The sequence below is a fragment of the Photobacterium sp. 53610 genome (genome assembly GCF_036409375.1).
GTDB lineage: Bacteria > Pseudomonadota > Gammaproteobacteria > Enterobacterales > Vibrionaceae > Photobacterium.
Map to the genome: position 1 here is coordinate 95465 of NZ_JAXOFS010000009.1, position 23560 is coordinate 119024.

The following is a 23560-nucleotide window of genomic DNA, read 5'->3' on the forward strand; positions in this document are numbered from 1 at the left end:
TCACTGACATTTGTTTTCATCCCGGCGACAGTCATGATTGTCTGTCTGGAGAGGGGCGGAGCAAGGAAATGCTTCGTTATGATGGCAATTTTTGAGTCCTCAGCCTGCGCCTGTGCTGGGATCTGATATCACAAAGAGTAAAACGGCACCGCCATGTTATCAAAACTACTGACTAAAGTTATCGGCAGCCGCAACGACCGTACCATTCGACGTTTGCGTAAAATTGTTGATGAGATCAACAAGCTAGAACCTGAATTTGAGAGCCTGCAGGATGAAGAACTGAAGGCAAAAACAGCTGAGTTTCGTCAGCGGCTGGATCAGGGTGAAACCCTGGACCAATTGTTGCCTGAAGCCTTTGCGACTGTTCGTGAAGCCTCCAAACGTGTCTTCGGCATGCGTCATTTCGATGTTCAGATGATTGGTGGTATGGTTCTGAACAATCGCCAGATTGCTGAAATGCGTACCGGTGAGGGTAAAACCCTGACGGCGACCCTGCCTGCTTATCTGAATGCGTTGACCGGTAAAGGTGTTCACATTGTTACGGTGAACGATTATCTGGCGAGCCGGGATGCAGAGACGAACCGTCCGCTGTTCGAATTCCTGGGAATGACTGTAGGTGTGAACCTGTCCCAGATGCCGCCACAGGTGAAGAAAGAAGCTTACGCCTGTGACATTCTGTACGGAACCAACAACGAATTCGGTTTCGATTATCTGCGCGATAACATGGCCTTCCGTCCGGAAGACCGGGTCCAGCGTGAGCGCTTCTTTGCCGTAGTGGATGAAGTGGACTCCATTCTGATTGACGAAGCCCGTACCCCACTGATTATTTCCGGTCCGGCAGAAGACAGCTCTGAGCTTTATACCAAGATTAATACGTTGATCCCTGAACTGGTCAGACAGGACAAAGAGGACAGCGAGGAATACCGTGGTGAAGGGCACTACACGGTCGATGAAAAATCCAAGCAGGTTCACCTGACAGAAAACGGTCAGGAGTTTGTTGAAGAACTGCTGAAGCAGCATGCGCTGATGCAGGAAGAAGACACCCTGTACTCTCCGGCCAATATCTCTCTGCTGCACCATGTCAATGCAGCGCTGCGTGCACATGTCCTGTTTGAGCGCGATGTTGACTACATCGTGAAGGACAACGAGGTCATCATTGTTGATGAGCACACCGGCCGTACGATGCCGGGACGTCGCTGGTCTGAAGGTCTGCATCAGGCTGTTGAAGCCAAAGAAGGTGTGAAGATTCAGAACGAAAACCAGACGCTGGCTTCGATCACCTTCCAGAACTATTTCCGTCTGTATGAAAAACTGTCTGGTATGACAGGTACAGCAGACACTGAAGCCTTCGAATTCCAGTCGATTTATGGTTTGGAAACTGTCGTAGTTCCGACCAATAAGCCAATGATCCGTGATGATATGGGTGATCTGGTTTACATGACGGAACGCGAGAAGTTCGAAGCGATTATTGAAGATATCAAGGCGCGTGTCGCCAATGGTCAGCCGGTGCTGGTCGGTACGGTCTCGATTGAGAAATCTGAGCTGTTGTCAAATGCGCTGAAGAAATCCGGAATTGCGCATCAGGTGCTGAATGCCAAGTTCCATGAAAAAGAAGCCGAGATTATTGCCCAGGCGGGTAAGCCGGGCACAGTGACGATTGCGACCAACATGGCCGGTCGTGGTACGGATATCGTGCTGGGTGGCAGCTGGCAAAGTGAAGTCGAGCTGCTGGAAAACCCGACTGAAGAACAGATTGCGTCGATCAAAGCCGCGTGGAAAGAGCGTCATGAAGCGGTTCTGACATCCGGTGGTTTGCATATTATCGGTACTGAGCGTCATGAATCCCGTCGTATCGATAACCAACTGCGTGGTCGTGCCGGTCGCCAGGGCGATGCCGGTTCTTCCCGTTTCTATCTGTCGATGGATGACGGTCTGATGCGTATCTTCGCCTCTGAACGTGTTTCTGCCATGATGAAGAAACTGGGTATGGAAGAAGGCGAAGCCATTGAGCACCCATGGGTGACCAAGGCTATTGAAAATGCTCAGCGTAAGGTTGAAGGCCGTAACTTCGATATCCGTAAACAGCTGCTTGAATTTGATGATGTCGCGAACGATCAGCGTAAAGTGGTTTATGAGCTGCGTGATGAACTGATGTTTGCTGAAGACATCAGTGACATGATGGTCCAGAACCGTGAAGATGTTCTGAACAGCGTGATTGATACTTATATTCCGCCGCAGTCCCTGGATGAAATGTGGGATATCCCGGGACTGGAAGAACGACTGAGAGTCGACTTCGATCTGGATCTGCCGATTCAGGATTGGCTGGATAAAGATGACAAGCTTTATGAAGAAGCGCTGCGTGAGCGTGTCATTTCGGAAGCCGTGCGTGTTTACGATGAGAAAGAAGCGGCAGTGGGTGCGCCAGTCCTGCGTAACTTTGAAAAAACTGTGATGCTGCAGAATCTGGATACTCTGTGGAAAGAGCATCTGGCAGCGATGGATCACCTGCGTCAGGGAATCCATCTGCGTGGCTATGCGCAGAAGAACCCGAAACAGGAATACAAGCGTGAGTCTTTCGAGTTGTTCCAGGATATGCTGGAAAACCTGAAATCTGATGTTATCGCGATCCTGAGCAAGGTGCGGGTGCAGCAGCAGGAAGAAGTAGACCAGGTTGAAGCTGAGCGTCAGCGTATGGCTGAAGAAATGGCCCGCCGTCAGCAGTTTAACCATCAGGAAGCAACCAGTGCTGTGGCTGAAACCAGTCAGGGGGGCGAAGACAGCTTCTCGGGTGGTGAGCGCAAAGTTGGCCGAAATGAGCCGTGTCCTTGTGGGTCAGGTAAAAAATATAAGCAGTGCCACGGTCGTATCAGCTGATAGAATCGGGTGAAGCTTTGTTCGAAGGCCGCTATTGCGGCCTTTGTTTTGTTCTGACTCAGGTTAAAATTGTATTCGGATTAACATCCTGGAGTTCAGGGTGTAAGTAAAGATTGAAACAGGTAAGCAGCGTGGAAAAAAAACGAGTCTGGATATCAGCTGGCATTATTCTGAACAGCCAGCAGGATAAAGTATTTATTACCCGTCGTCCGGAAACCTCCCATAAAGGCGGGTTCTGGGAATTTGCCGGCGGTAAGGTCGAACTCGGTGAAACAGCGGAACAAGCGGTCATCCGGGAGCTGAATGAAGAAGTGGGCATTGTGGCAACCGAGCTGGAGCACTTTATTGCACTGGAGCACGATTATCCGGAGAAGGCCCTGAAATTCGACTTTTTTCTGATCAAAGCTTTTGACGGCGAAGCTTATGGCCGGGAGGGTCAGCCGGGGCAATGGGTTGCGCTGGAAGCACTCCGGGATTTCGCTTTCCCTGAAGCGAATTATCCCGTGATTGATAAGCTGCTGGCCCGGTAAGCCTGTCGGGTTATTGGTGCGGGTCTCTGAAAACAGAGAACCGCACATCCGCATTACATCTCTTCAGACCAGCCGTCGGAATCCGACAGATCCGGTGCACCGGGAATGGCTTTTTCTTCCGCTGCCCATTCACCTAAATCAATCAGTTGACAGCGTTTGGAGCAGAAAGGCCGGAAAGGGCTTTGCTCACCCCAGACCACGTCTGTTTGGCAGGTGGGACATTTGACGATTGTCGGTGTTCTTGATTGCGACACGTTAACCTCAGCAAATCGCTAGTGTGAATTCAATGCATTCGGCAACCGGGTTGCCTGTTGTTGCCTGCCCTTCATCAAACGGCAGGAAACGAACAGCGAACCGGCTGCGATGTCCGGATATCATAGGATAAACCCCATAACTCGGGCAAACCTGCAGACGCAGCAGGCTGGCATTGTCGGCATCATGCTGGAAAAATCCGTTGCGGGCAACCCGGGGTTTAAACTGACCCGACTCGCGTGTCACTCTCAGCCACAGCTGAAGTGCCCGGGCCATGGGCTGAAGCTGTTCATACCAGGCGGCCATATCGGCCTGTTTTCTGTCAAAAGACAGGTGCAGCCAGTGGTGCAGGCTGGGCAGGTCAAAGCAGCAACTGCCTCCCGGCAGCGAAAATCGCTGCTTGATTCCGGCCAGAAACCGATCTTCCCGGAGGTGCTGACCCAGCCGGGGCGCAGTGATCAGGTGGTGATGTACCGATGTCATCTGATCCAGCAGGGCAAGGACAGCGGTTTGATCAACGCCATCAACATCCAGCCACTGTTTGATTTGCAGCTGTTGTTTATCAAGATCTTTGGCCAGCTCACTTTTGACCTGTACTTGATCGAGAATATCGAGAATGTCGAAAAGGGCGCGGAAAAAGACCTGATATTGCCAGGGATCATCAGAATCACGGGCATGGTTGATCTGGAGCATCAGGTACTCCAGTCGCAGGTAAATACGGACTTTTTCGTTTAACGGGTGCTCAAAACGGGTTGTCTGCATAGTTGCGGGCCTGTTTGTTGATCTCTGGTGTAGGTTCAGTTGCGACCGGGTTTTTCGCTCAGGCGCAGGTATTGCTGGTGCAGCCTGGCCACTTCGCCGCGCAGCTTGTGGCTGTCGCCATTGTTGTCGATGACATCATCTGCGGCAGCGAGACGTTGCTCCCGGGTCGCCTGTGCGGCCAGAATCTTACGGACCTGAATGCCATCGACTTGATCCCTGCTGGTGGTACGGGCGATCTGAACGTCTTCGCTTACATCAACAACCAGGAGCCGATCGGTCATCTTCTGGAGCTGGTTTTCTACCATTAAGGGTACAACCAGCAGGCAATAAGGCGAGTTGGCCTGGCTGATCTCCTGTTGCATTTGCTGACGAATCATTGGGTGGAGCAGGCCATCCAGCCAGGCTTTTAAGGCTGGCTCATTGAAGATCGCCTCTCTGAGTTTACTGCGGTTGAGCTGGCCATCTGTCAGCAGGATGTCAGCACCCAGACGGGTTACGATTGCTTTCAGGCCTTCTGAACCGGGAGCCACAACTGCCCGGGCAATCACATCAGCATCAATGATATCAATCCCATAGTTGGCAAACAGATTGGCGACAGTTGTTTTTCCGCTGCCGATACCCCCGGTCAGGCCGATCACCAGAGTCATAGCGCATATCCTAAATAAGTGCCGACATACCACGTCAGAACCGGAGAGCCCCACAGTAAGGCTGCCCAGCCGGCAAGTGCGAGGTAGGGGCCAAATGAAAACGGTGTCTGTGCAGTATTTTCGGATTCACTGCGTTGCATACGTAATAAAATGATGCCACAGACAGTGCCAAGCAAGGAAGAGAGCAGCACGATAAAAGGCAGTAACTGCCATCCTGCCCAGGCGCCCAGAGCCGCCAGAAGTTTGAAATCGCCGTATCCCATGCCTTCTTTGCCGGTCAGCAGTTTGAAGAGCCAGTATAGGCTCCAGAGTGACAGGTAACCGGCCATAGCGCCAATGACCGCAGATTCCAGACTGACCGGTCCGACTCCCAGCAATGCCAGCAGCAGTCCCCCCCAGAGCAGGGGAAGAGTGAGCTGATCCGGCAGCAGCATTTTGTCGATGTCGATAAACGTCAGAGCAATCAGCACAAAACTGGCAGCGATCACGGCCAGACTCCAGACTGATGGAGGCAGGACCAGTGCAACCGTCAGCGCTGCCAGAGAAGATAAGAACTCAATTGCAGGGTAGCGGGCGCTGATTTTCTGTTTGCAGTGACTGCACCGGCCGCGTAGCACTAACCAACTGATGACAGGGATATTTTCCCATGCCCGGATGCGGTGCTGGCAATGCGGACAGTGTGACGCCGGTACGCTGAGATTGAAGGCTGGCTGCGTCTCGACAGGACCGTATTCAGGAAAGCAGGCTGCACAGTCTGCACGCCACTGTCTTTCCATCATGATCGGCAGGCGGTGAATGACCACATTCAGAAAACTGCCGATGATCAGGCCCAAAAGGGCGGCAGCAAGAGGATAAAGCCAGGGATAGTCGATCAGCAGTGCCATGAGAAGACTCAATTTCCGTCAAGTTATCGCAACAAAAGGCTATTTTAGCCTGAATATATTGCCGGTAGCGAGTTATCCCACCACTTTCATTAAATCGAAGACAGGTAAGTACATGGCCAGCAGTAATGTCCCGACCAGTGCACCAATCAACAAAATGAGTATTGGTTCTGTCAGGGTGGTGAGTGTTTTGAGCTGGTGGGACAGCGCACTGTCATCCTGATCCGCCAGCCGGAGCAGCAGTGTGTCGAGCTGACCGGTTTCTTCTCCGACCATGACCATGTGAACCAGACGATCAGAAACGCAGGCCTGCTGTCGGAGGGCCTGATGGAGTGGGTGTCCGGCAGAGACCTGACGGGAAGCCTGGCGATAGGCTTGTTCTAAGGCCCGGTTTCCGCAGGTAGCGGAGGCAAGTTTTAACCCGCTCAGCAGGGGCAGACCTGCCTGAAAGGTAATTCCCAGTGTGCGGGTGAATCTGGCTTGTGCGGCCAGCTGCCAGAGCGGGCCGAGTAACGGACAGCGGAGGCCGTACCGGTGAATGCGGGCCTGCCATAGGGGGCTCCGCTGATATAAAAGCCGGCTACACCCTATCAGGAATACAAGAGCTGTGGCGGCAGGCAGCCCGATATCTCTGAAGCGGTCGGAGAGAGTCAGAACGGTCCGGGTCAGCCAGGGAAGCTGATTGCCCATACTGGCAAACAGGCTGGCGAATTGAGGGATCACCCAGGCAAGCATCAGTGTGGTGACAGCTGCAGCCACCAGACATACCGCCGCCGGGTAGACCAGAGCCTGTTTCAGGTTGCGTTGTAATGCCTGGGACTGCTCCCGGTAAGTCGCGATCTGAGCCAGCATCTGAGGCAGTTGTCCAGCCTGCTCTCCGGCGGTGAGCAGACTGCAGAGCGTCGTGTCCGGAAAGGGCAGAGAGTCAGCCAGCGCATCAGACAGCGGGCGCCCTGACGCCACCTGCGTCCCTAAGCGGCGGAGGAGTGCGGCAGGTGCCATCCGTGACTGTTCACGAGCCAGCAGAGTCAGTGCGCTGGAAAGCGGCAGCGATGCGTGGAGCAAAATACTCAGTTGGCGCAGGAGCTGTGTCAGATCCTGTTGCCGGAGGTCATGGCGACGGCGGGTTAACCAGCCCGGCCTTCGACGTCGCATTGCCAGCAGGGTTATCTTTTCAGCTTTCAGCCGCTGAACGATCTCTTCGGGATCATAGGCGGCGGCCAGTCCCTGAGTGCGCTGCCCGTTCTGATGTCGTCCGTGCCAGAAGAAATAACGCAGCTGTACTGACAGCTTCATCATGCCGTCTTCATCAATTGGGTGAGCGGATCAGATGCGAGGACGCGCCGTAACTCACTCAGGCTGGTGATCCCCTGACGCAGCAGCCGGATACCGGCGGTTTCCAGAGACAGGCCATCGACCGGGGTCTGGGTCATGGTGAGGGTATTGTCTGCCGTTGGTGCGGATGAATTTGACATACAGAGCTCGAACAGGCCGGTCCGGCCAAGATAGCCCTGATTGCAGTATTCGCAGCCTTGCGGGCTGGCTTCGTACAGGGTAATCGGGAGCTCAGGATGGTTTTGCAATGAATCCGGCAGGGAAACAGCTTGCCGGCAATGGGTGCACAGGCAGCGCACCAGACGCTGGGAAATAATCAGGCTCAGTGATGCGCCGAGTTCATAAGGCGCGATGCCAAGATGCCCCAGCCGGGTCAGGGTTTCGGCAGCAGAATTGGTATGCAGCGTTGAAAGTACCAGATGTCCGGTTTGCGCAGCTCTGACGGCCATAGCTGCGGTTTCCTGATCGCGGATTTCACCGATCATGATGACATCCGGATCCTGGCGGAGAAAAGTACGTAAGGCGGATGAAAAATCGAGCCCGATGACCGGGTTGATCTGGAGCTGATTGATCCCCGGCAACTGGATCTCTACCGGATCTTCCGCAGTACAGATATTCCGGTGTTCCTGGTTCAGCCAGCTCAGTCCGGCATAGAGCGACAGTGTTTTCCCGCTGCCTGTGGGGCCGGTGACCAGAATCAGTCCTTGCGGCTTTCGCAGGGCATTTTCGAAGGCTTCCCGCTGGGAGTCCGGGTAACCCAGATGTTCAAGGGAGAGTGGAATGTGGTTGTTATCGAGCAGTCTCAGAACGATTTTTTCTCCCCATTGTGCCGGGAGCGTGGACACTCGCATATCGACGGTCATGTTCTGGTTCAGTGCCAGCCTGAAACGGCCATCTTGTGGCAGACGGCGTTCGGCAATATTGAGCCGGGCAAGAATTTTCAGCCGGGCAGTCAGCCGGACGGCTAAATCCGTTGGCTGCTTGGCATAGATCAGCAGCAATCCATCACACCGAAAGCGGATCCGGCAGGATTGCTCGAAAGGTTCGATGTGAATGTCGGAAGCCTGTCGTCGGATTGCATCCAGCAGAAGCTGGTTCAAATAACGGCTGAGCGGCGCGTCATCGTCTTCCGGAGTGGCATCGGATCGTACCGGTGACTCGGTCAGCTGCATCAGATCCTGTTCACTGACGGGAGTCATATTGAGAGTACTGGCAACCTGCTGACCATACACGCGACGGATCGCATTCTCCAACTGTTGCCGGGGCAGCAGCACGGGCTGAATGGTCAGTCCGGTTGCGAACCTGCACTCATCCAGGCTGCTGGTTTCCGTGGGATCTGCAATCCCCAGAGTCAAAATATTGTTGTCGATGGCCAGCGGCAGAATCCGGTGTCTTTCGATCAGCGGCCGGATAGCCAGCTGCTGGCACAAGCTCTGATAGTCAAACTGGTGGACATCTGCCACAGACAATGAAAACAGGTGAGCCAGGTGCCGGGCCAGATCTTTGTCGGTAAACACGCCAGTCCGGATGAGTGCTTCGGGATACCCGATATGGTGTTGCCGGACTTCGTGCTGAACCTTGTCGATTTCGGTTAGGGAGATCAGGCTGGCCTGATGCAGCGCAGAGAGGAGGGTGCGGGTCATTTTCAGCTCCCCGGACAGAAGTTTGAGTGATCGTCTCCGGCACATTCCGTTTTCCAGACTAGACCGTCTTCACTATTGTCCGGCAGCAGCCGGACTTCTGCATTGGCGGGCAGGCTGCCTTTGCTGTGACCATCCGGAATACTGCTGATCACCCCGGTGCCCGTGCGAACGCTCAGGCTGTTGCCGGTGTGGGTTGCCGTGACGGTGGAACGGATTTCAAAACTGTCACCATTCCCCTTATCGAAGCGCTGGGAATCCGGCACGCCGTTGCGACCGCTCTGGCAATCAATGGTGCGGGATGCGCCGGAGACCTGACGCGTCATCAGGCACAGGCTGACGGCTGTTTTCATGGCGGTGGCTGCGTGGAGCATTTCGGTTGCATGCGCTCGCTGGGTGTAGCCCTGATAAGCCGGCATGGCAAAAGCGCTCAGTATGCTGATGATTGCCACGACAATCATGAGCTCAATTAAGGTAAATCCTCGGGATCGGGTCATTGCAGTCTGCCTTTCACTGAAAAAATCGCAGTCAGCATAGGGAGCGGGGATGCCCTGAAAAGCATGACCGAAGAATTTTCCGGTCCTCTTCAAACGAGCGAGTGAAAGCCTGGGTTATTACATATGAGTGCTGGAGATGTCTCGACAGCATAAAGGGATGAATCGGGGGATAGAAAGTAAAGAAAACCGGCATTTTTCGTCGTATTGAGATGGGGTGAAAGATAAGTAACTGTGTGCATAACTCTCAAAATCGAAAGTAAAGCCTTTGAAAAACATTACTTTTTATGTGTGTTCTTGAATATCAAACTCAGATCACAGATAGGGGGTGAGCAAAAACGAAAATATTTACTTTCGTCATCTCAGTTAATACGCTCACTCGCTCAAAAAATACCATCGCAATAATGATAATAATGAGGTTACCTCTGAATGTTTGGAATATTTCAACCTAAAGCGCATCAGCCTCGGCTTCCGGCCGATAAGCTTGATAGCACCTATACCCGCCTCCGGTGGCAGCTCTTCATCGGTATCTTTTTCGGATACGCCGGTTATTACCTGGTTCGTAAGAACTTCAGTCTGGCGATGCCTTACCTGATCGAGCAGGGGTTCAGCCGCGGTGATCTGGGTGTTGCCCTGGCCGCAGTGTCAATCTCTTATGGTCTGTCCAAGTTCCTGATGGGCAGTGTATCTGACCGCTCAGATCCGCGTTATTTCCTGAGTGCCGGTCTGCTGATGTCGGCTCTGGTCATGTTCTGTTTTGGTTTCATGCCGTGGGCAACGGGCAGTATTACGGCCATGTTTATCCTGTTGTTCCTGAACGGCTGGTTCCAGGGCATGGGCTGGCCTGCCTGTGGCCGGACGATGGTGCACTGGTGGTCCCGGAAAGAACGGGGAGAAATCGTCTCAGTCTGGAATGTGGCTCATAACGTCGGTGGGGGTCTGATTGGTCCGCTGTTCCTGCTGGGTCTGTGGGCTTTCCAGGACGACTGGCGCGCAGCCTTTTATGTGCCTGCTTTTTTTGCCGCGCTGGTTGCTGTCTTCATCTGGATGACTGTCCGCGATACACCTCAGTCCTGCGGATTGCCGCCGATTGAAGAATACAAGAATGATTATCCGGATGATTACGACAAGTCGCATGAAACCGAGATGACCGCGAAGGAAATCTTCTTCAAGTATGTGTTCTCGAACAAGCTGCTGTGGTCCATTGCAATTGCGAATGCCTTTGTTTACCTGATCCGCTACGGTGTACTGGACTGGGCACCGGTTTACCTGAAAGAAGCCAAAGAATTTACCGTGGATAAATCGTCCTGGGCTTATTTCCTGTACGAGTGGGCCGGGATCCCGGGTACCCTGCTGTGTGGCTGGATCTCTGACAAACTGTTCAAAGGCCGTCGTGCACCGGCTGGTATCCTCTTCATGGCGCTGGTTCTGGTGGCTGTGCTGGTTTACTGGTTTAACCCGGCAGGTAATCCGACAGTGGATATGCTGGCGCTGATCGCCATCGGCTTCCTGATCTACGGTCCGGTGATGCTGATCGGTCTGTATGCGCTGGAACTGGCACCGAAGAAAGCTGCGGGGACAGCGGCAGGTCTGACAGGTCTGTTCGGCTACCTGGGTGGCGCTGTGGCAGCGAATGCCATCCTGGGTTATACCGTGGATCACTTTGGCTGGGATGGCGGCTTCATCGTTCTGGTCGGCTCTTGTGTCGCATCAATCGTCTTCCTGTTGTATGCCTTTGTGGGCGAACGCGCACATCATGAGCAAAAAGCCCGTGAACAAGCAGTTGCTTAAGGTTTTGCTTTAATTTTCAATATATACAGGCCGTTTCATACATGTGACGGCCTGTTGTTTTGTGGCGTCTGACAAACAAAATATGGATAAAAATATGAAACTAAACGTAATTGGCTTATCAATGGCTGCCCTGACACTTTCTTCTGCAGCTTTTGCAGATCCACTGGTGATTGCACACCGCGGTGCTTCAGGTTACCTGCCGGAACATACGCTGGAAGCGAAAGCGATGGCTTATGCCATGAAGCCTGACTACATCGAGCAGGATGTGGTCATGACGAAAGATGACCAGCTGGTGGTCCTGCACGATCATTTTCTGGATCGTGTGACTGATGTTGCGGAGCAATATCCGGATCGTGCCCGTGCTGACGGTCGTTATTACGCGATTGACTTCACGCTGGCTGAAATTAAAGGTCTGAAGCTGACCGAAGGTTTCAATATCGATAAAGATGGCAAGAAAGTAGCGGGTTTCCCACAGCGTTTCCCACTGTGGAAATCGTCTTTCACTGTCCCGACGCTGCAAGAGGAAATCGAGCTGATCCAGGGGCTGAACAAATCGCTGGGTTACAACATCGGTATTTATCCGGAAATCAAAGCGCCTTGGTTCCACCGTCATGAAGGGAAGGATATTTCGAAAGCCGTCCTGAAAGTACTGAAAGAATATGGCTACGACAGCAAAGATGACAAAGCTTTCGTTCAATGTTTTGACCCAATCGAGCTGAAGCGTATCAATGATGAGCTGATGCCGGCGATGAAGATGGATCTGAACCTGGTTCAGCTGATGGCCTACACCGACTGGAACGAAACCATGGTGTACAAAGGCGATAAAGCCACACCATACAACTACGACTGGATGTATGAAAAAGGCGGCATGAAAAAAGTGGCTCAGTATGCTGACGGCATCGGTCCATGGAAGCCAATGCTGGTGGATGACAAGTCAACCAAAGACAACCTGATCATCCTGCCGCTGATGAAAGATGCGAAATCTGCCGGTCTGGTAGTTCACCCGTATACTTTCCGTGCAGACGAGGGCCGCATTGCGCCTTACGCTGACAGCTTTGATGACATGCTGGACGTGTTCTACAACAAAGTGAAAGTGGACGGTGTGTTTACCGACTTCCCGGACAAAGCGGTGTCTTTCCTGCATCGCGGTTAATCACAACGATACATAAGACCGATTCAAAAGGGAGCGCATGGCGCTCCCTTTTATTGTTTTTTGTATTCTGTGTATCAATGAGCAAATAATACTGAGTTGAAACGCTGAGTTGAAATGCTTACTTGAAACGCATCGACAGATCCATTGCCCGGACATGCTTGGTCAGGGCGCCAACAGAGATATAGTCGACACCGGTTTCAGCAAAAGTACGCAGGGTTTCATTGGTCACATTGCCGGACACTTCGAGCGCGACACGGCCCTGATTCAGTGCTACGGCTTCACGCATCATGTCGGTGGTGAAATTGTCCAGCATCACGATGTCGGCACCGGCCTCAATGGCTTGCTTGAGTTCATCCAGACTTTCGGTTTCCACTTCAACCGGTTTGCCCGGGTTCAGCTGCTTGGCTGTTTCTACGGCCTGTTGAATGCCACCGCAGGCAATGATGTGGTTTTCCTTGATCAGATAAGCATCGAATACACCGATACGGTGATTAAAACCGCCGCCGCAGACCACGGCATATTTCAGCGCATTGCGCAGGCCGGGAATGGTTTTCCGGGTATCCAGCAGCCGGGTTCCGGTGCCGTCGAGCAGGGCGGCATAATGCGCGACCTGAGTTGCACAGCCGGACAGGGTCTGAATGAAGTTCATGGCGTTCCGTTCTCCGGTCAGGAGAATCCGGGACGGGCCACGAAGAGTGCAAAGCACCTGATTGGGTTCAAGGGGATCACCGTCGCTGACCTGCCAGTCGATACTGACTTCATCACCCAACTGACGAAACACTTCATCGGCCCACAGGCGGCCACAAAATACGCCGTGTTCCCGGGTAATAATGGTGGCTTCCCCCTGGCTGTCTGCCGGGATCAGGCTGGCTGTGATATCGCGGCCGGCATCAATGTCGCCGCCGAGATCTTCACGCAGGGCATCGGCGACATTGCGTCGAATATCTTCAGGCAGTTGCTGACGCAGGTAGGCCAGGCGTGACTCAGAATCGTGTTTTTGTTCCGTAGGGCTCATCGTCGTTTTCCGTAATGGCTGAAGCAGAGATCGAAATGAGCCCGATCATACTGTGAGATGTTGGCAAGGGGAAGGCATTCTCGGGTTGAGTGGGAGGGGGAACAGGTTTTATGCTTGGCATCTGAATGACAGAGACATCACAGGTAACCTTATGGCATTTACCATCAATCAAGACCACTGGCTGGAGCAGGTGCGGCAGGTGCCTTCTTCGCATTGCGATATACGGGAAGATGAGCAGGATATCTCGTTACTGGTGATCCACAACATCAGCCTGCCGCCGGGCCAGTTTGGCGGGCCGTATATCGAGCAGTTGTTTACCGGGACCCTGGATCCGGCCGGGCATCCGTATTTTGCGGAAATTCATCAGCTGCGGGTTTCAGCCCATTGTTTGATCCGCCGTGATGGGGAAGTGGTGCAGTTTGTGCCTTTCAATGCCAGAGCCTGGCATGCCGGCATGTCTGAGTTTGGCGGCCGGGAGAAGTGTAATGATTTCTCGATCGGGATTGAACTGGAAGGAACGGACACGCTTCCTTACACCCCGGAGCAATATGACGCCCTGAAGGCACTGACGCAGACTTTAATGCAGATGTATCCGGCGATTACCCGTTCTCGTATTACTGGTCATGAGTTTATCGCACCCGGCCGGAAAACTGATCCGGGCCTGGCCTTCGACTGGAGACGGTATAAAACTGCGCTGAAAGTTTAAAAAATTTTGGGGGTATTTTACAAAAAGTGACATATTTCCCATTGTGACAAAAATGTTAAATAATTGGTCTGACCATTAACCTTTTCCGTGAATCTTGTTCGCAACACACGGAAAACTAGTCTAAAGTTGCCATAATTTTTGGCTTTCCGTCTGCTGAAAGGGAATATTTGCTTCCATTTCAGCCATGACCTGAATCAAGTTGTCGGTAGACATCCTCAATTATTTCTGTAAAATTTCTGTATATAGTTAAATTGGTATGACCAATTAACCGGTCGCAGGGTCGAGTTGTAAGATAAAAAATTACAAGAAGCAGAACGATATAAATGACTTATAAGCGTATCCGCCAAGCGAAGCTCTCAGACGTCATTGAGCAGGAACTTGAGCGACTGATTCTGGAGGGGATCTGGTCCCCCGGACACCAACTGCCGCCTGAACGTGAGTTAGCGCGGCAGTTTGACGTTTCACGTCCGTCAGTCCGCGAAGCGATTCAACGCTTAGAAGTCAAACATCTGCTGATCCGTCGTCAGGGCGGCGGTACCTTTGTCTCTGATCAGTTATGGCAAAGCTTTTCTGACCCGCTGCTGGACTTGCTGGCAGCCCACCCTGAAACACAACTCGATTTACTGGAATCACGCCATGCCCTGGAAGGGCTGGCCGCTTACTATGCTGCCCTGCGCGGAAATGAAGATGATTTTGACCGTATCCGTGACTGTCACAGCCGGATACAGGAAGCCCAGCAACAAGGGGATCTGAAGTCTGAAGCTGCCGCTGTGATGCAGTACCTGATTGCGGTGACCGAATCCGCACACAATCTGGTTCTGCTGCATATTATCCGCAGTCTCGCCCCATTGCTGGAGCAAAACGTATATCAAAACTTTGAACTCCTGAACCGTCGCCCTGAGGTGGTGGAGAAGGTGAGCAAGCACCGAGCCGACATTGTGCATGCGATCGTTTCCGGTCAGCCGGAAATGGCGCGAGAAGCATCGCATGCACATTTGGCTTATATCGAGGAAACATTGTTGGATTTAACTCTGGAAGACAGCAGACGTGAACGCTCTCTTCGCAGGATTCAACAACGCAAGGACGGGCTGGATTAATACCTCCCTCATATAAGCCGAGGTCGGTATCAAACAGTCGCGACATTGTTAGGGGCAAACCCAAGACCCTAGTTTTGTAGAATATCAACGAAAGGATAGATCGCATGTCTGAAGTCATGAAGAATGACGTGGACGCACTGGAGACCCAAGAGTGGCTAGCAGCCCTGGAGTCCGTCGTTCGTGAAGAAGGTGTAGAGCGCGCACAGTACCTGCTGGAGCAAGTGCTGGAAAAAGCTCGTCTGGATGGTGTCGACATGCCGACTGGCATCACCACCAACTACATCAATACCATTCCTTCGGCGCAAGAGCCGGCTTATCCGGGTGATACCACACTGGAACGCCGTATTCGTGCAATTATCCGTTGGAACGCCGTGATGATCGTACTGCGTGCTTCTAAGAAAGATCTGGAGCTGGGTGGCCACATGGCTTCTTTCCAGTCTTCTGCTGCTTTCTACGAAGTGTGCTTTAACCACTTCTTCCGCGCATCGAACGAGACCGATGGTGGCGACCTGGTTTACTATCAAGGTCACATCTCTCCGGGTATCTACTCCCGTGCCTTCGTTGAAGGTCGTCTGACTGAAGACCAGCTGGACAACTTCCGTCAGGAAGTGGACGGCAAAGGTCTGTCTTCTTATCCGCACCCGAAACTGATGCCTGAATTCTGGCAGTTCCCGACTGTATCTATGGGTCTGGGTCCAATCGCTTCTATCTATCAGGCACGTTTCCTGAAGTATCTGAACGGCCGTGGTCTGAAAGATACCTCTGCTCAGCGCGTTTACGCCTTCCTGGGCGACGGTGAGATGGATGAGCCGGAATCACGTGGTGCCATTTCTTTCGCTGCGCGTGAGAAACTGGACAACCTGTGCTTCCTGATCAACTGTAACCTGCAGCGTCTGGACGGCCCGGTTATGGGTAACGGCAAGATCATCCAGGAACTGGAAGGCCTGTTCAAGGGTGCTGGCTGGAACGTTGTGAAAGTGATCTGGGGTAACAACTGGGATTCTCTGCTGGCAAAAGATACCTCGGGTAAACTGCTGCAGCTGATGAACGAAACCATCGACGGTGACTACCAGACTTTCAAAGCGAAAGATGGTGCTTACGTTCGTGAGCATTTCTTCGGTAAATACCCAGAGACTGCAGCCCTGGTTGCTGACATGACTGACGACGAAGTGTTCGCACTGAAGCGTGGTGGTCACGAGTCTTCTAAACTGTACGCTGCGTTCAAGAACGCGCAAGACACCAAAGGCAAGCCAACTGTGATCCTGGCCAAGACCGTCAAAGGTTATGGTATGGGTGAAGCTGCCGAAGGTAAGAACATTGCGCACCAGGTGAAGAAAATGGACATGACACATGTTCTGCACCTGCGTGACCGCCTGGGTCTGCAAGACCTGGTTTCTGACGAAGCCGTGAAGGGCCTGCCTTACCTGAAACTGGAAGAAGGTTCGAAAGAATTCGAATACCTGCACGCTCGCCGTCAGGCGCTGCACGGTTACACACCGAAGCGTCTGCCAAACTTCACTGGCGAATTCGTATCTCCTGAGCTGGAAGAGTTCAAACCACTGCTGGAAGAGCAGAAGCGTGATATCTCAACCACGATGGGCTTCGTACGTGCGCTGAACGTGCTGCTGAAGAACAAGAACATTGGTAAGAACATCGTTCCTATCATTGCTGATGAAGCACGTACTTTCGGTATGGAAGGTCTGTTCCGTCAAATCGGTATCTACAACCCGCACGGCCAGAACTATACGCCGCAAGACCGTGACATCGTGTCTTACTACAAAGAAGACACTGCGGGTCAGGTTCTGCAGGAAGGGATTAACGAGCTGGGTGCGATGTCTTCGTGGGTTGCTGCTGCGACGTCTTACAGCACCAACGACCTGCCAATGATTCCGTTCTACATCTACTACTCAATGTTCGGCTTCCAGCGTGTTGGCGACATGGCGTGGATGGCGGGTGACCAACAGGCACGCGGCTTCCTGCTGGGTGCGACTGCGGGTCGTACAACCCTGAACGGTGAAGGTCTGCAGCACGAAGATGGTCACAGCCACATCATGGCAAACACCATCCCGAACTGTATTTCTTACGATCCGACTTTCGCATACGAAGTTGCAGTCATCATGCAAGACGGTATCCGTCGCATGTACGGCGAGCAGGAGAACGTGTTCTACTACCTGACGCTGATGAACGAAAACTATGCGATGCCAGCAATGCCGGAAGGTGCTGAAGAAGGTATCCGTAAGGGTATCTACAAGCTGGAATCTTACGCGGGCGATAAATCAAAAGTTCAGCTGATGAGCTCCGGTACCATCATGAACGAAGTGCGTAAAGCGGCTCAAATCCTGAGCGACGATTACGGCATCGCATCTGACGTCTACTCTGTAACCTCATTTAACGAACTGGCCCGTGACGGTCAGGACGCAGAGCGTTACAACATGCTGCACCCAGAAGCTGAGCAGAAAGTATCTTACATCGCTGAAGTGATGGGGACTGAGCCTGCGATTGCAGCAACTGACTACATGAAGAACTACGCGGATCAGGTTCGTGCTTTCATCCCAGCTGAATCTTACAAGGTTCTGGGTACTGATGGCTTTGGCCGTTCTGACAGCCGTGAAAACCTGCGTCGTCACTTCGAAGTGAACGCTGGTTACGTGGTTGTTGCGGCTCTGACCGAGCTGGCGAAGCGTGGTGATGTTGAGAAATCTGCAGTTGCGGAAGCAATCAAGAAATTCGACATCGACGCTGACAAGATCAACCCGCTATTCGCGTAAGAGGCAATAAATAATGGCAATCGAAATTAATGTACCTGACATCGGTGCTGATGAGGTTGAAGTAACTGAGATCCTGGTCAGCGTTGGTGACAAGGTCGAAGAAGAACAGTCGCTGATCACCGTAGAAGGTGACAAAGCTTCTATGGAAGTACCGGCTTCTCAGGCGGGTATCGTGAAAGAAATCAAAGTAGCGGAAGGCGACAAAGTGTCGACCGGTTCTTTGATCATGATTTTCGAAGCGGAAGGTGCAGCAGCGGCTGCACCAGCGCCTGCAGCTGAAGCGGCGCCAGCACCTGCAGCGGCTCCGGCAGCGGCAGAACTGAAAGAAGTTCATGTGCCGGATATCGGCGGTGACGAAGTTGAAGTGACTGAAATCATGGTTGCTGTCGGCGACAGCATCGCAGAAGAGCAGTCACTGATCACTGTGGAAGGCGACAAGGCTTCGATGGAAGTACCAGCACCATTCGCTGGCGTTCTGAAAGAAATCAAAGTTGCTGCGGGTGACAAAGTGTCTACCGGCTCTCTGATCATGGTATTCGAAGTGGCAGGTTCAGGTGCTCCGGCAGCAGCTCCTGCAGCAGTTGAAGCGCCAGCAGCAGCTCCTGCGGCAGCGGCTGACAAAGAAGTGAACGTACCGGATATCGGTGGCGACGAAGTTGAAGTCACTGAAATCATGGTTGCAGTTGGTGACATGGTGACAGAAGAGCAATCTCTGATCACTGTGGAAGGCGACAAAGCTTCGATGGAAGTACCTGCACCATTCGCTGGTAAAGTAAAAGAAATCAAGATCGCGACGGGTGACAAAGTGTCTACCGGCTCTCTGATCATGGTCTTCGAAGTAGCAGGTGCAGCACCGGCTGCGGCACCTCAGGCAGCGGCACCTCAGGCAGCGGCTCCGGCGGCAGCACCAGCAGCAGCTCCGGCAGCAAAAGCTGAAGCCCCTGCAGCGACCGGCGATTTCGTTGAAAACAACGAATACGCACACGCGTCTCCGGTTGTTCGTCGTCTGGCACGCGAGTTTGGCGTGAACCTGGCGAAAGTGAAAGGCACTGGCCGTAAGAACCGCGTTCTGAAAGAAGACGTTCAGAACTATGTGAAAGAAGCGCTGAAGCGTCTGGAGTCTGGTGCTGCGGCATCTGGCAAAGGCGACGGTGCGGCTCTGGGTCTGCTGCCTTGGCCGAAAGTTGATTTCAGCAAGTTCGGTGAAACCGAAGTGAAGCCTCTGTCTCGCATTAAGAAGATCTCTGGCGCGAACCTGCACCGTAACTGGGTGATGATTCCGCACGTGACTCAGTGGGATGATGCTGATATCACTGCACTGGAAGCATTCCGTAAAGAGCAGAACGCGATCGAAGCGAAGAAAGATTCAGGCATGAAGATCACCCCGCTGGTGTTCATCATGAAAGCAGTTGCGAAGACGCTGGAAGCCTTCCCTGCGTTCAACTCTTCTCTGTCTGAAGATGGTGAGAGCCTGATCCTGAAGAAATACGTCAACATCGGTATCGCGGTTGACACGCCAAACGGTCTGGTTGTACCTGTGTTCAAAGATGTGAACAAGAAAGGTATCTACGAGCTGTCTGAAGAACTGATGGTTATTTCTAAGAAAGCGCGTGCCGGTAAACTGACTGCATCTGACATGCAGGGCGGCTGCTTCACCATCTCAAGCCTGGGTGGCCTGGGTGGTACTGCATTCACACCAATCGTGAATGCACCGGAAGTGGGCATCCTGGGCGTGTCTAAGTCTGAGATGAAACCAGTATGGAACGGCAAGGACTTTGAACCTCGCCTGATGCTGCCATTGTCACTGTCTTACGATCACCGTGTGATCGACGGTGCCGAAGGTGCACGCTTCATTACTTACCTGAACGGCATGCTGTCTGACATTCGTCGACTGGTGCTGTAATAGGTGTGACCCGAGATTCCTTGCCCGATAAACGGGCAAGGAATTGTTGCCTGGCTCACAGGGAATGCCATTTTCCTTTTCAGGTTGATAACAGGTCTGTAAACTGTTGCGCGGTCTGAAAATAAAAATATAACGCATTCTGCCTTACAGCCAGTTTAGGGATAGATGACTTACAACGAGGTCAATAATGAGTAAAGAAATTAAAGCCCAGGTCGTAGTTCTAGGCTCAGGTCCTGCCGGTTACTCTGCCGCTTTCCGTTGCGCAGACTTAGGTCTGGAAACGGTTCTGATTGAAAAATACAGCACTCTGGGTGGCGTATGTCTGAACGTGGGTTGTATCCCATCGAAAGCACTGCTGCACGTGGCGAAAGTCATCGAAGAAGCGAAAGCCATGGCCGAGCACGGCGTGGTCTTCGGTGAGCCGCAAACCGATATCAACAAGATCCGCATCTGGAAAGAAAAAGTCATCAACCAGTTGACTGGCGGTCTGGGTGGTATGGCGAAAATGCGTAAAGTAACGGTAGTGAACGGCTACGGTAAATTTACCGGCCCGAACACCATCGTTGTTGAAGGCGAAGAAACCACCACAGTGAACTTCGATAACGCGATTATCGCTGCGGGTTCTCGTCCGATCGAACTGCCATTTATCCCGCATGAAGACCCACGTATCTGGGATTCTACTGATGCGCTGGAACTGAAAGAAGTTCCTGAAAAACTGCTGGTGATGGGCGGCGGTATCATCGGTCTGGAAATGGGTACCGTGTATGACGCACTGGGCTCTCAGATCGATGTGGTTGAAATGTTTGACCAGGTGATTCCTGCGGCAGACAAAGACATCATCAAAGTCTTCACCAAGCGTATCAGCAAGAAGTTCAACCTGATGCTGGAAACCAAAGTGACTGCGGTTGAAGCGAAGGAAGACGGTATCTACGTATCAATGGAAGGCAAGAAAGCACCGGCTGAGCCTGTTCGTTATGATGCGGTTCTGGTTGCGATCGGCCGTACACCAAACGGTAAGCTGATCGACGCTGAGAAAGCTGGTGTTGCCGTTGATGAGCGTGGCTTCATCAACACTGACAAGCAAATGCGTACCAACGTACCACACATCTTCGCGATTGGTGACGTTGTGGGTCAGCCAATGCTGGCGCACAAAGGTGTTCACGAAGGCCACGTGGCTGCAGAAGTCATTGCCGGTAAGAAACACTACTTCGATCCGAAAGTGATTCCTTCAATTGCTTACACTGAGCCAGAAGTGGCTTGGGTTGGTAAGACTGAGAAAGAAGCGAAAGCAGAAGGCATCAACTACGAAGTTGCAACCTTCCCATGGGCAGCCTCGGGCCGTGCGATTGCTTCTGACTGTGCCGACGGTATGACGAAGATGATCTTCGACAAAGACACCAACCGCGTGATCGGTGGTGCAATTGTGGGTACCAACGGTGGTGAGCTGCTGGGCGAAATCGGTCTGGCGATCGAGATGGGCTGTGATGCTGAAGACATCGCGCTGACCATCCACGCTCACCCGACGCTGCATGAGTCTGTGGGTCTGGCTGCGGAAGTGTTCGAAGGTTCGATCACTGACCTGCCAAACGCAAAAGCGAAGAAGAAAAAGTAAGTCATTACCTTTTCTGAAAGCATGAAAAAAGCGCCTTGATAGGCGCTTTTTTGTTTTCTGTGACCTGTCTTAAACATGGTTCCTGTCAGATCAGATTTCCCCGCCTTAAAGGCGGGGCTGCCTTGATTATTGTTTGAAGCTGCTGACCATGCGTTCCAGACGAACCGACAGCGCATGCAGATTCTGACTGGAAGAAACCATCTGATTGGCGGTCTCTGAGGTACGCTGGGTATTCTCGTTGATCTCTTCAATATTCACGTTGATGTCGCTGACCACAGTGGACTGCTCTTCTGTCGCTGTGGCGACCTGGGTGTTGAGATCGGATATCTGCAGGATCTGTTCATTGATCAATTGCAGGGCCTTGGTGGCATCATCCGCAGCCTGGGTGCCGGCTTCCGTCAGCTGCTGACTGTTCTGCATGGCATTGACCGCATTCTGGGCTTCCTGCTGCAGACGGTCGATCATGGTCTGAATCTCATCGGTGGATTTCGCAGTCCGGCTGGCTAAGTTACGGACTTCTTCTGCCACAACCGCAAAGCCGCGGCCCTGTTCTCCGGCACGGGCGGCTTCAATGGCGGCATTGAGCGCCAGCAGGTTGGTTTGCTCAGATACCCCGCGGATCACTTCCAGAATACCGCCGATCGCAACCGTGTTATCAGCCAGATCGCTGATGACCCGGGCCATGTTGTTCATATCAGCGGCCAGCTGTTCGATGCTGTCCTGAGCACTCAGAACCACTTGCTGACCATTGCTGGTGGCAGAGGTTGCCTGCGAGGCTGAATCAGCCGCAAAGGCTGCATTGCCCGCGATTTCATTGACGGTTGCCCCCATTTCATTGATGGCGGTTGCCACCTGCAGGGTACGGTCGCGCTGATTCTGGCTGTGAGACAGGGTGGTTTGTGCGTGCGTGGAAACGTCTTCTGCGGCAACCCGCAGTTCGGTTCCCGTGGCTGCAACATCGGCCACCAGGGTATGGATCTTATTGGCAAAGGCATTGAAGCCTTCGGCCAGTTGCGCCATTTCATCCTTGCCGGACACCGGGATACGGCGGCGCAGGTCACCATCGCCTTCTCCGAGTTCACGGAAGGTTTCAGCGGCCTGCTGAATCGGTCCGGTGATGGTATGGCTCAGATAGATAGCCAGTGCGATAAACGCCAGGGTTGTCAGTACGACCAGCAGCATGACGTGCTGGCTGGTTTCCGCCAGCTGGGCGAAGACTTCTTTCTCAGGGACCTGAGCAATCAGGAACCAGTCGATGGACGGAATATAGCTGGAAGCCAGCAGCAGGCTCTCTCCCTGATATTCTGTGGTAAACAGGTTAAACGGTGTTTTTTCCAGCAGAACCCGGCTGTCCGGGCCGAAGCGGTCGATCAGACGGGATTTGTCCGGATTACGGGTGTTGGGATCCAACTGGATCACACCCTGTGCATCGGTCAGGACCACAAAACCGCTTTTTTCCAGTTTGAATTGCGACAGCAGGTTGGCCATGTCATTGAAGGAGCGGGAAAAGCCCGCCATGCCTTTGCCGTTGATCTGCTGGTAATTGACAAAGAGCTTCAGCTCACCGTTCGCTTCCCGGAAGACCTGAACCATTCTTGACTTGTTGCTGTCACGGAAGCCGAAGAACCAGCTATCCTGAGCGGGATTCAGGCGTCGCAGGAAACCATTCTGGTTCCAGTAATCACCGGTCTGGCGGTTTGCAATGGACGCATCATTCAGGCCATATTGCGCTTTCAGGGTGTTCAGCTGTTCAATCAGCTGCTGGTTATCGGCCGCACTGACGGGTTGATCCAGCAGTTTCAACGTGGCTGTATTGGAAGCCAGTTGCTGGCTGGCATTTTGCAACTGTCTGACTTCGGATTCGACCTTGTCACGAAATTGTGTCAGCCGTGTCGGCAGCTCAGTATTGAGCAGGCGCGTCTGAATAATATCCTGCGACTTGCTCAGGCTGAGGTAGCCAACCAGGGCACAGGACGCGATCACGGCGATACTCATCGCGAGTGTAAGTTTTTGTCTGATGGAAAGGTGCTTGATATTCATGCATCAATTCTCTGTTGCTACCGGTGTATCTGCGGTATAAGTGTGCGGATTAGTTGTGTT

At 52.8% G+C, this 23560-nt stretch carries 18 protein-coding genes; 9 read left to right on the forward strand and 9 right to left on the reverse strand.

Annotation, left to right across the window (positions count from 1 at the left end):
* Nucleotides 1–153: 153 nt before the first annotated feature.
* A complete protein-coding gene (gene secA / locus SPK40_RS18295) occupies nucleotides 154–2874 on the forward strand; it encodes a preprotein translocase subunit SecA (RefSeq protein WP_330961459.1) in 2721 nt (906 codons plus the stop codon).
* Nucleotides 2875–3005: 131 nt separating this feature from the next.
* On the forward strand, nucleotides 3006–3404 hold the full coding sequence (mutT, locus tag SPK40_RS18300) for an 8-oxo-dGTP diphosphatase MutT (protein WP_248143929.1): 399 nt from the start codon (nucleotides 3006–3008) through the stop codon (nucleotides 3402–3404).
* Between the two features lie 53 nt (nucleotides 3405–3457).
* Here mutT and yacG read toward each other — a convergent pair whose 3' ends face one another.
* The 7 genes from yacG to SPK40_RS18335 all read right to left on the reverse strand — a co-directional run bounded on the left by yacG (nucleotide 3458) and on the right by SPK40_RS18335 (nucleotide 9418).
* The gene (yacG, locus tag SPK40_RS18305) at nucleotides 3458–3658 is read right to left on the reverse strand and encodes a DNA gyrase inhibitor YacG (protein WP_248143930.1); all 201 of its coding nucleotides are present in this window, start codon (nucleotides 3656–3658) and stop codon (nucleotides 3458–3460) included.
* Between the two features lie 7 nt (nucleotides 3659–3665).
* Nucleotides 3666–4418, reverse strand: a complete 753-nt coding sequence (gene zapD / locus SPK40_RS18310; protein ID WP_330961460.1) for a cell division protein ZapD — start codon at nucleotides 4416–4418, stop codon at nucleotides 3666–3668.
* Between the two features lie 35 nt (nucleotides 4419–4453).
* Nucleotides 4454–5065 carry a dephospho-CoA kinase gene (gene coaE / locus SPK40_RS18315; RefSeq protein WP_330961461.1) on the reverse strand — a complete coding sequence of 204 codons (612 nt, stop codon included), beginning with the start codon at nucleotides 5063–5065 and terminating at the stop codon, nucleotides 4454–4456.
* Nucleotides 5062–5949 carry a prepilin peptidase gene (locus SPK40_RS18320; protein WP_330961462.1) on the reverse strand — a complete coding sequence of 296 codons (888 nt, stop codon included), beginning with the start codon at nucleotides 5947–5949 and terminating at the stop codon, nucleotides 5062–5064. Before SPK40_RS18320 ends, coaE begins: the two co-directional genes overlap by 4 nt.
* A 72-nt stretch (nucleotides 5950–6021) precedes the next feature.
* Nucleotides 6022–7245, reverse strand: a complete 1224-nt coding sequence (locus tag SPK40_RS18325; protein WP_330961463.1) for a type II secretion system F family protein — start codon at nucleotides 7243–7245, stop codon at nucleotides 6022–6024.
* A complete protein-coding gene (locus SPK40_RS18330) occupies nucleotides 7242–8924 on the reverse strand; it encodes a GspE/PulE family protein (RefSeq protein ID WP_330961464.1) in 1683 nt (560 codons plus the stop codon). The genes SPK40_RS18325 and SPK40_RS18330 overlap by 4 nt, the downstream gene beginning before the upstream one ends.
* Nucleotides 8925–8926: 2 nt before the next feature.
* Complete coding sequence (locus SPK40_RS18335) at nucleotides 8927–9418, reverse strand: pilin (protein ID WP_330961465.1); 492 nt, start codon at nucleotides 9416–9418, stop codon at nucleotides 8927–8929.
* Nucleotides 9419–9844: 426 nt separating this feature from the next.
* On the opposite strand from SPK40_RS18335, the gene glpT reads away from it, so the two are divergent.
* Nucleotides 9845–11206 (forward strand): glycerol-3-phosphate transporter, encoded by a 1362-nt coding sequence (gene glpT, locus SPK40_RS18340; protein ID WP_248143936.1) that lies wholly within the window; start codon nucleotides 9845–9847, stop codon nucleotides 11204–11206.
* 94 nt (nucleotides 11207–11300) lie between these two features.
* On the forward strand, nucleotides 11301–12359 hold the full coding sequence (gene glpQ / locus SPK40_RS18345) for a glycerophosphodiester phosphodiesterase (protein WP_248143937.1): 1059 nt from the start codon (nucleotides 11301–11303) through the stop codon (nucleotides 12357–12359).
* Between the two features lie 118 nt (nucleotides 12360–12477).
* Here glpQ and nadC read toward each other — a convergent pair whose 3' ends face one another.
* Nucleotides 12478–13374, reverse strand: a complete 897-nt coding sequence (gene nadC, locus SPK40_RS18350; RefSeq protein ID WP_330961466.1) for a carboxylating nicotinate-nucleotide diphosphorylase — start codon at nucleotides 13372–13374, stop codon at nucleotides 12478–12480.
* A gap of 151 nt (nucleotides 13375–13525) precedes the next feature.
* Between nadC and ampD the strand changes: the two genes are divergently transcribed.
* The 5 genes from ampD to lpdA all read left to right on the forward strand — a co-directional run bounded on the left by ampD (nucleotide 13526) and on the right by lpdA (nucleotide 21460).
* On the forward strand, nucleotides 13526–14080 hold the full coding sequence (ampD, locus tag SPK40_RS18355) for a 1,6-anhydro-N-acetylmuramyl-L-alanine amidase AmpD (RefSeq protein WP_248143939.1): 555 nt from the start codon (nucleotides 13526–13528) through the stop codon (nucleotides 14078–14080).
* 323 nt (nucleotides 14081–14403) lie between these two features.
* Nucleotides 14404–15177 (forward strand): pyruvate dehydrogenase complex transcriptional repressor PdhR, encoded by a 774-nt coding sequence (gene pdhR / locus SPK40_RS18360; protein ID WP_248143940.1) that lies wholly within the window; start codon nucleotides 14404–14406, stop codon nucleotides 15175–15177.
* Between the two features lie 104 nt (nucleotides 15178–15281).
* Nucleotides 15282–17945, forward strand: coding sequence for a pyruvate dehydrogenase (acetyl-transferring), homodimeric type (gene aceE / locus SPK40_RS18365; RefSeq protein ID WP_248143941.1), 2664 nt, complete (start codon nucleotides 15282–15284; stop codon nucleotides 17943–17945).
* A 13-nt stretch (nucleotides 17946–17958) separates the two neighbouring features.
* Nucleotides 17959–19848 carry a pyruvate dehydrogenase complex dihydrolipoyllysine-residue acetyltransferase gene (gene aceF / locus SPK40_RS18370; RefSeq protein WP_330961467.1) on the forward strand — a complete coding sequence of 630 codons (1890 nt, stop codon included), beginning with the start codon at nucleotides 17959–17961 and terminating at the stop codon, nucleotides 19846–19848.
* 187 nt (nucleotides 19849–20035) lie between these two features.
* A complete protein-coding gene (gene lpdA / locus SPK40_RS18375) occupies nucleotides 20036–21460 on the forward strand; it encodes a dihydrolipoyl dehydrogenase (RefSeq protein WP_248143943.1) in 1425 nt (474 codons plus the stop codon).
* Nucleotides 21461–21586: 126 nt separating this feature from the next.
* Here lpdA and SPK40_RS18380 read toward each other — a convergent pair whose 3' ends face one another.
* Nucleotides 21587–23500, reverse strand: a complete 1914-nt coding sequence (locus SPK40_RS18380) for a methyl-accepting chemotaxis protein (protein WP_330961468.1) — start codon at nucleotides 23498–23500, stop codon at nucleotides 21587–21589.
* Nucleotides 23501–23560 lie beyond the last annotated feature (60 nt).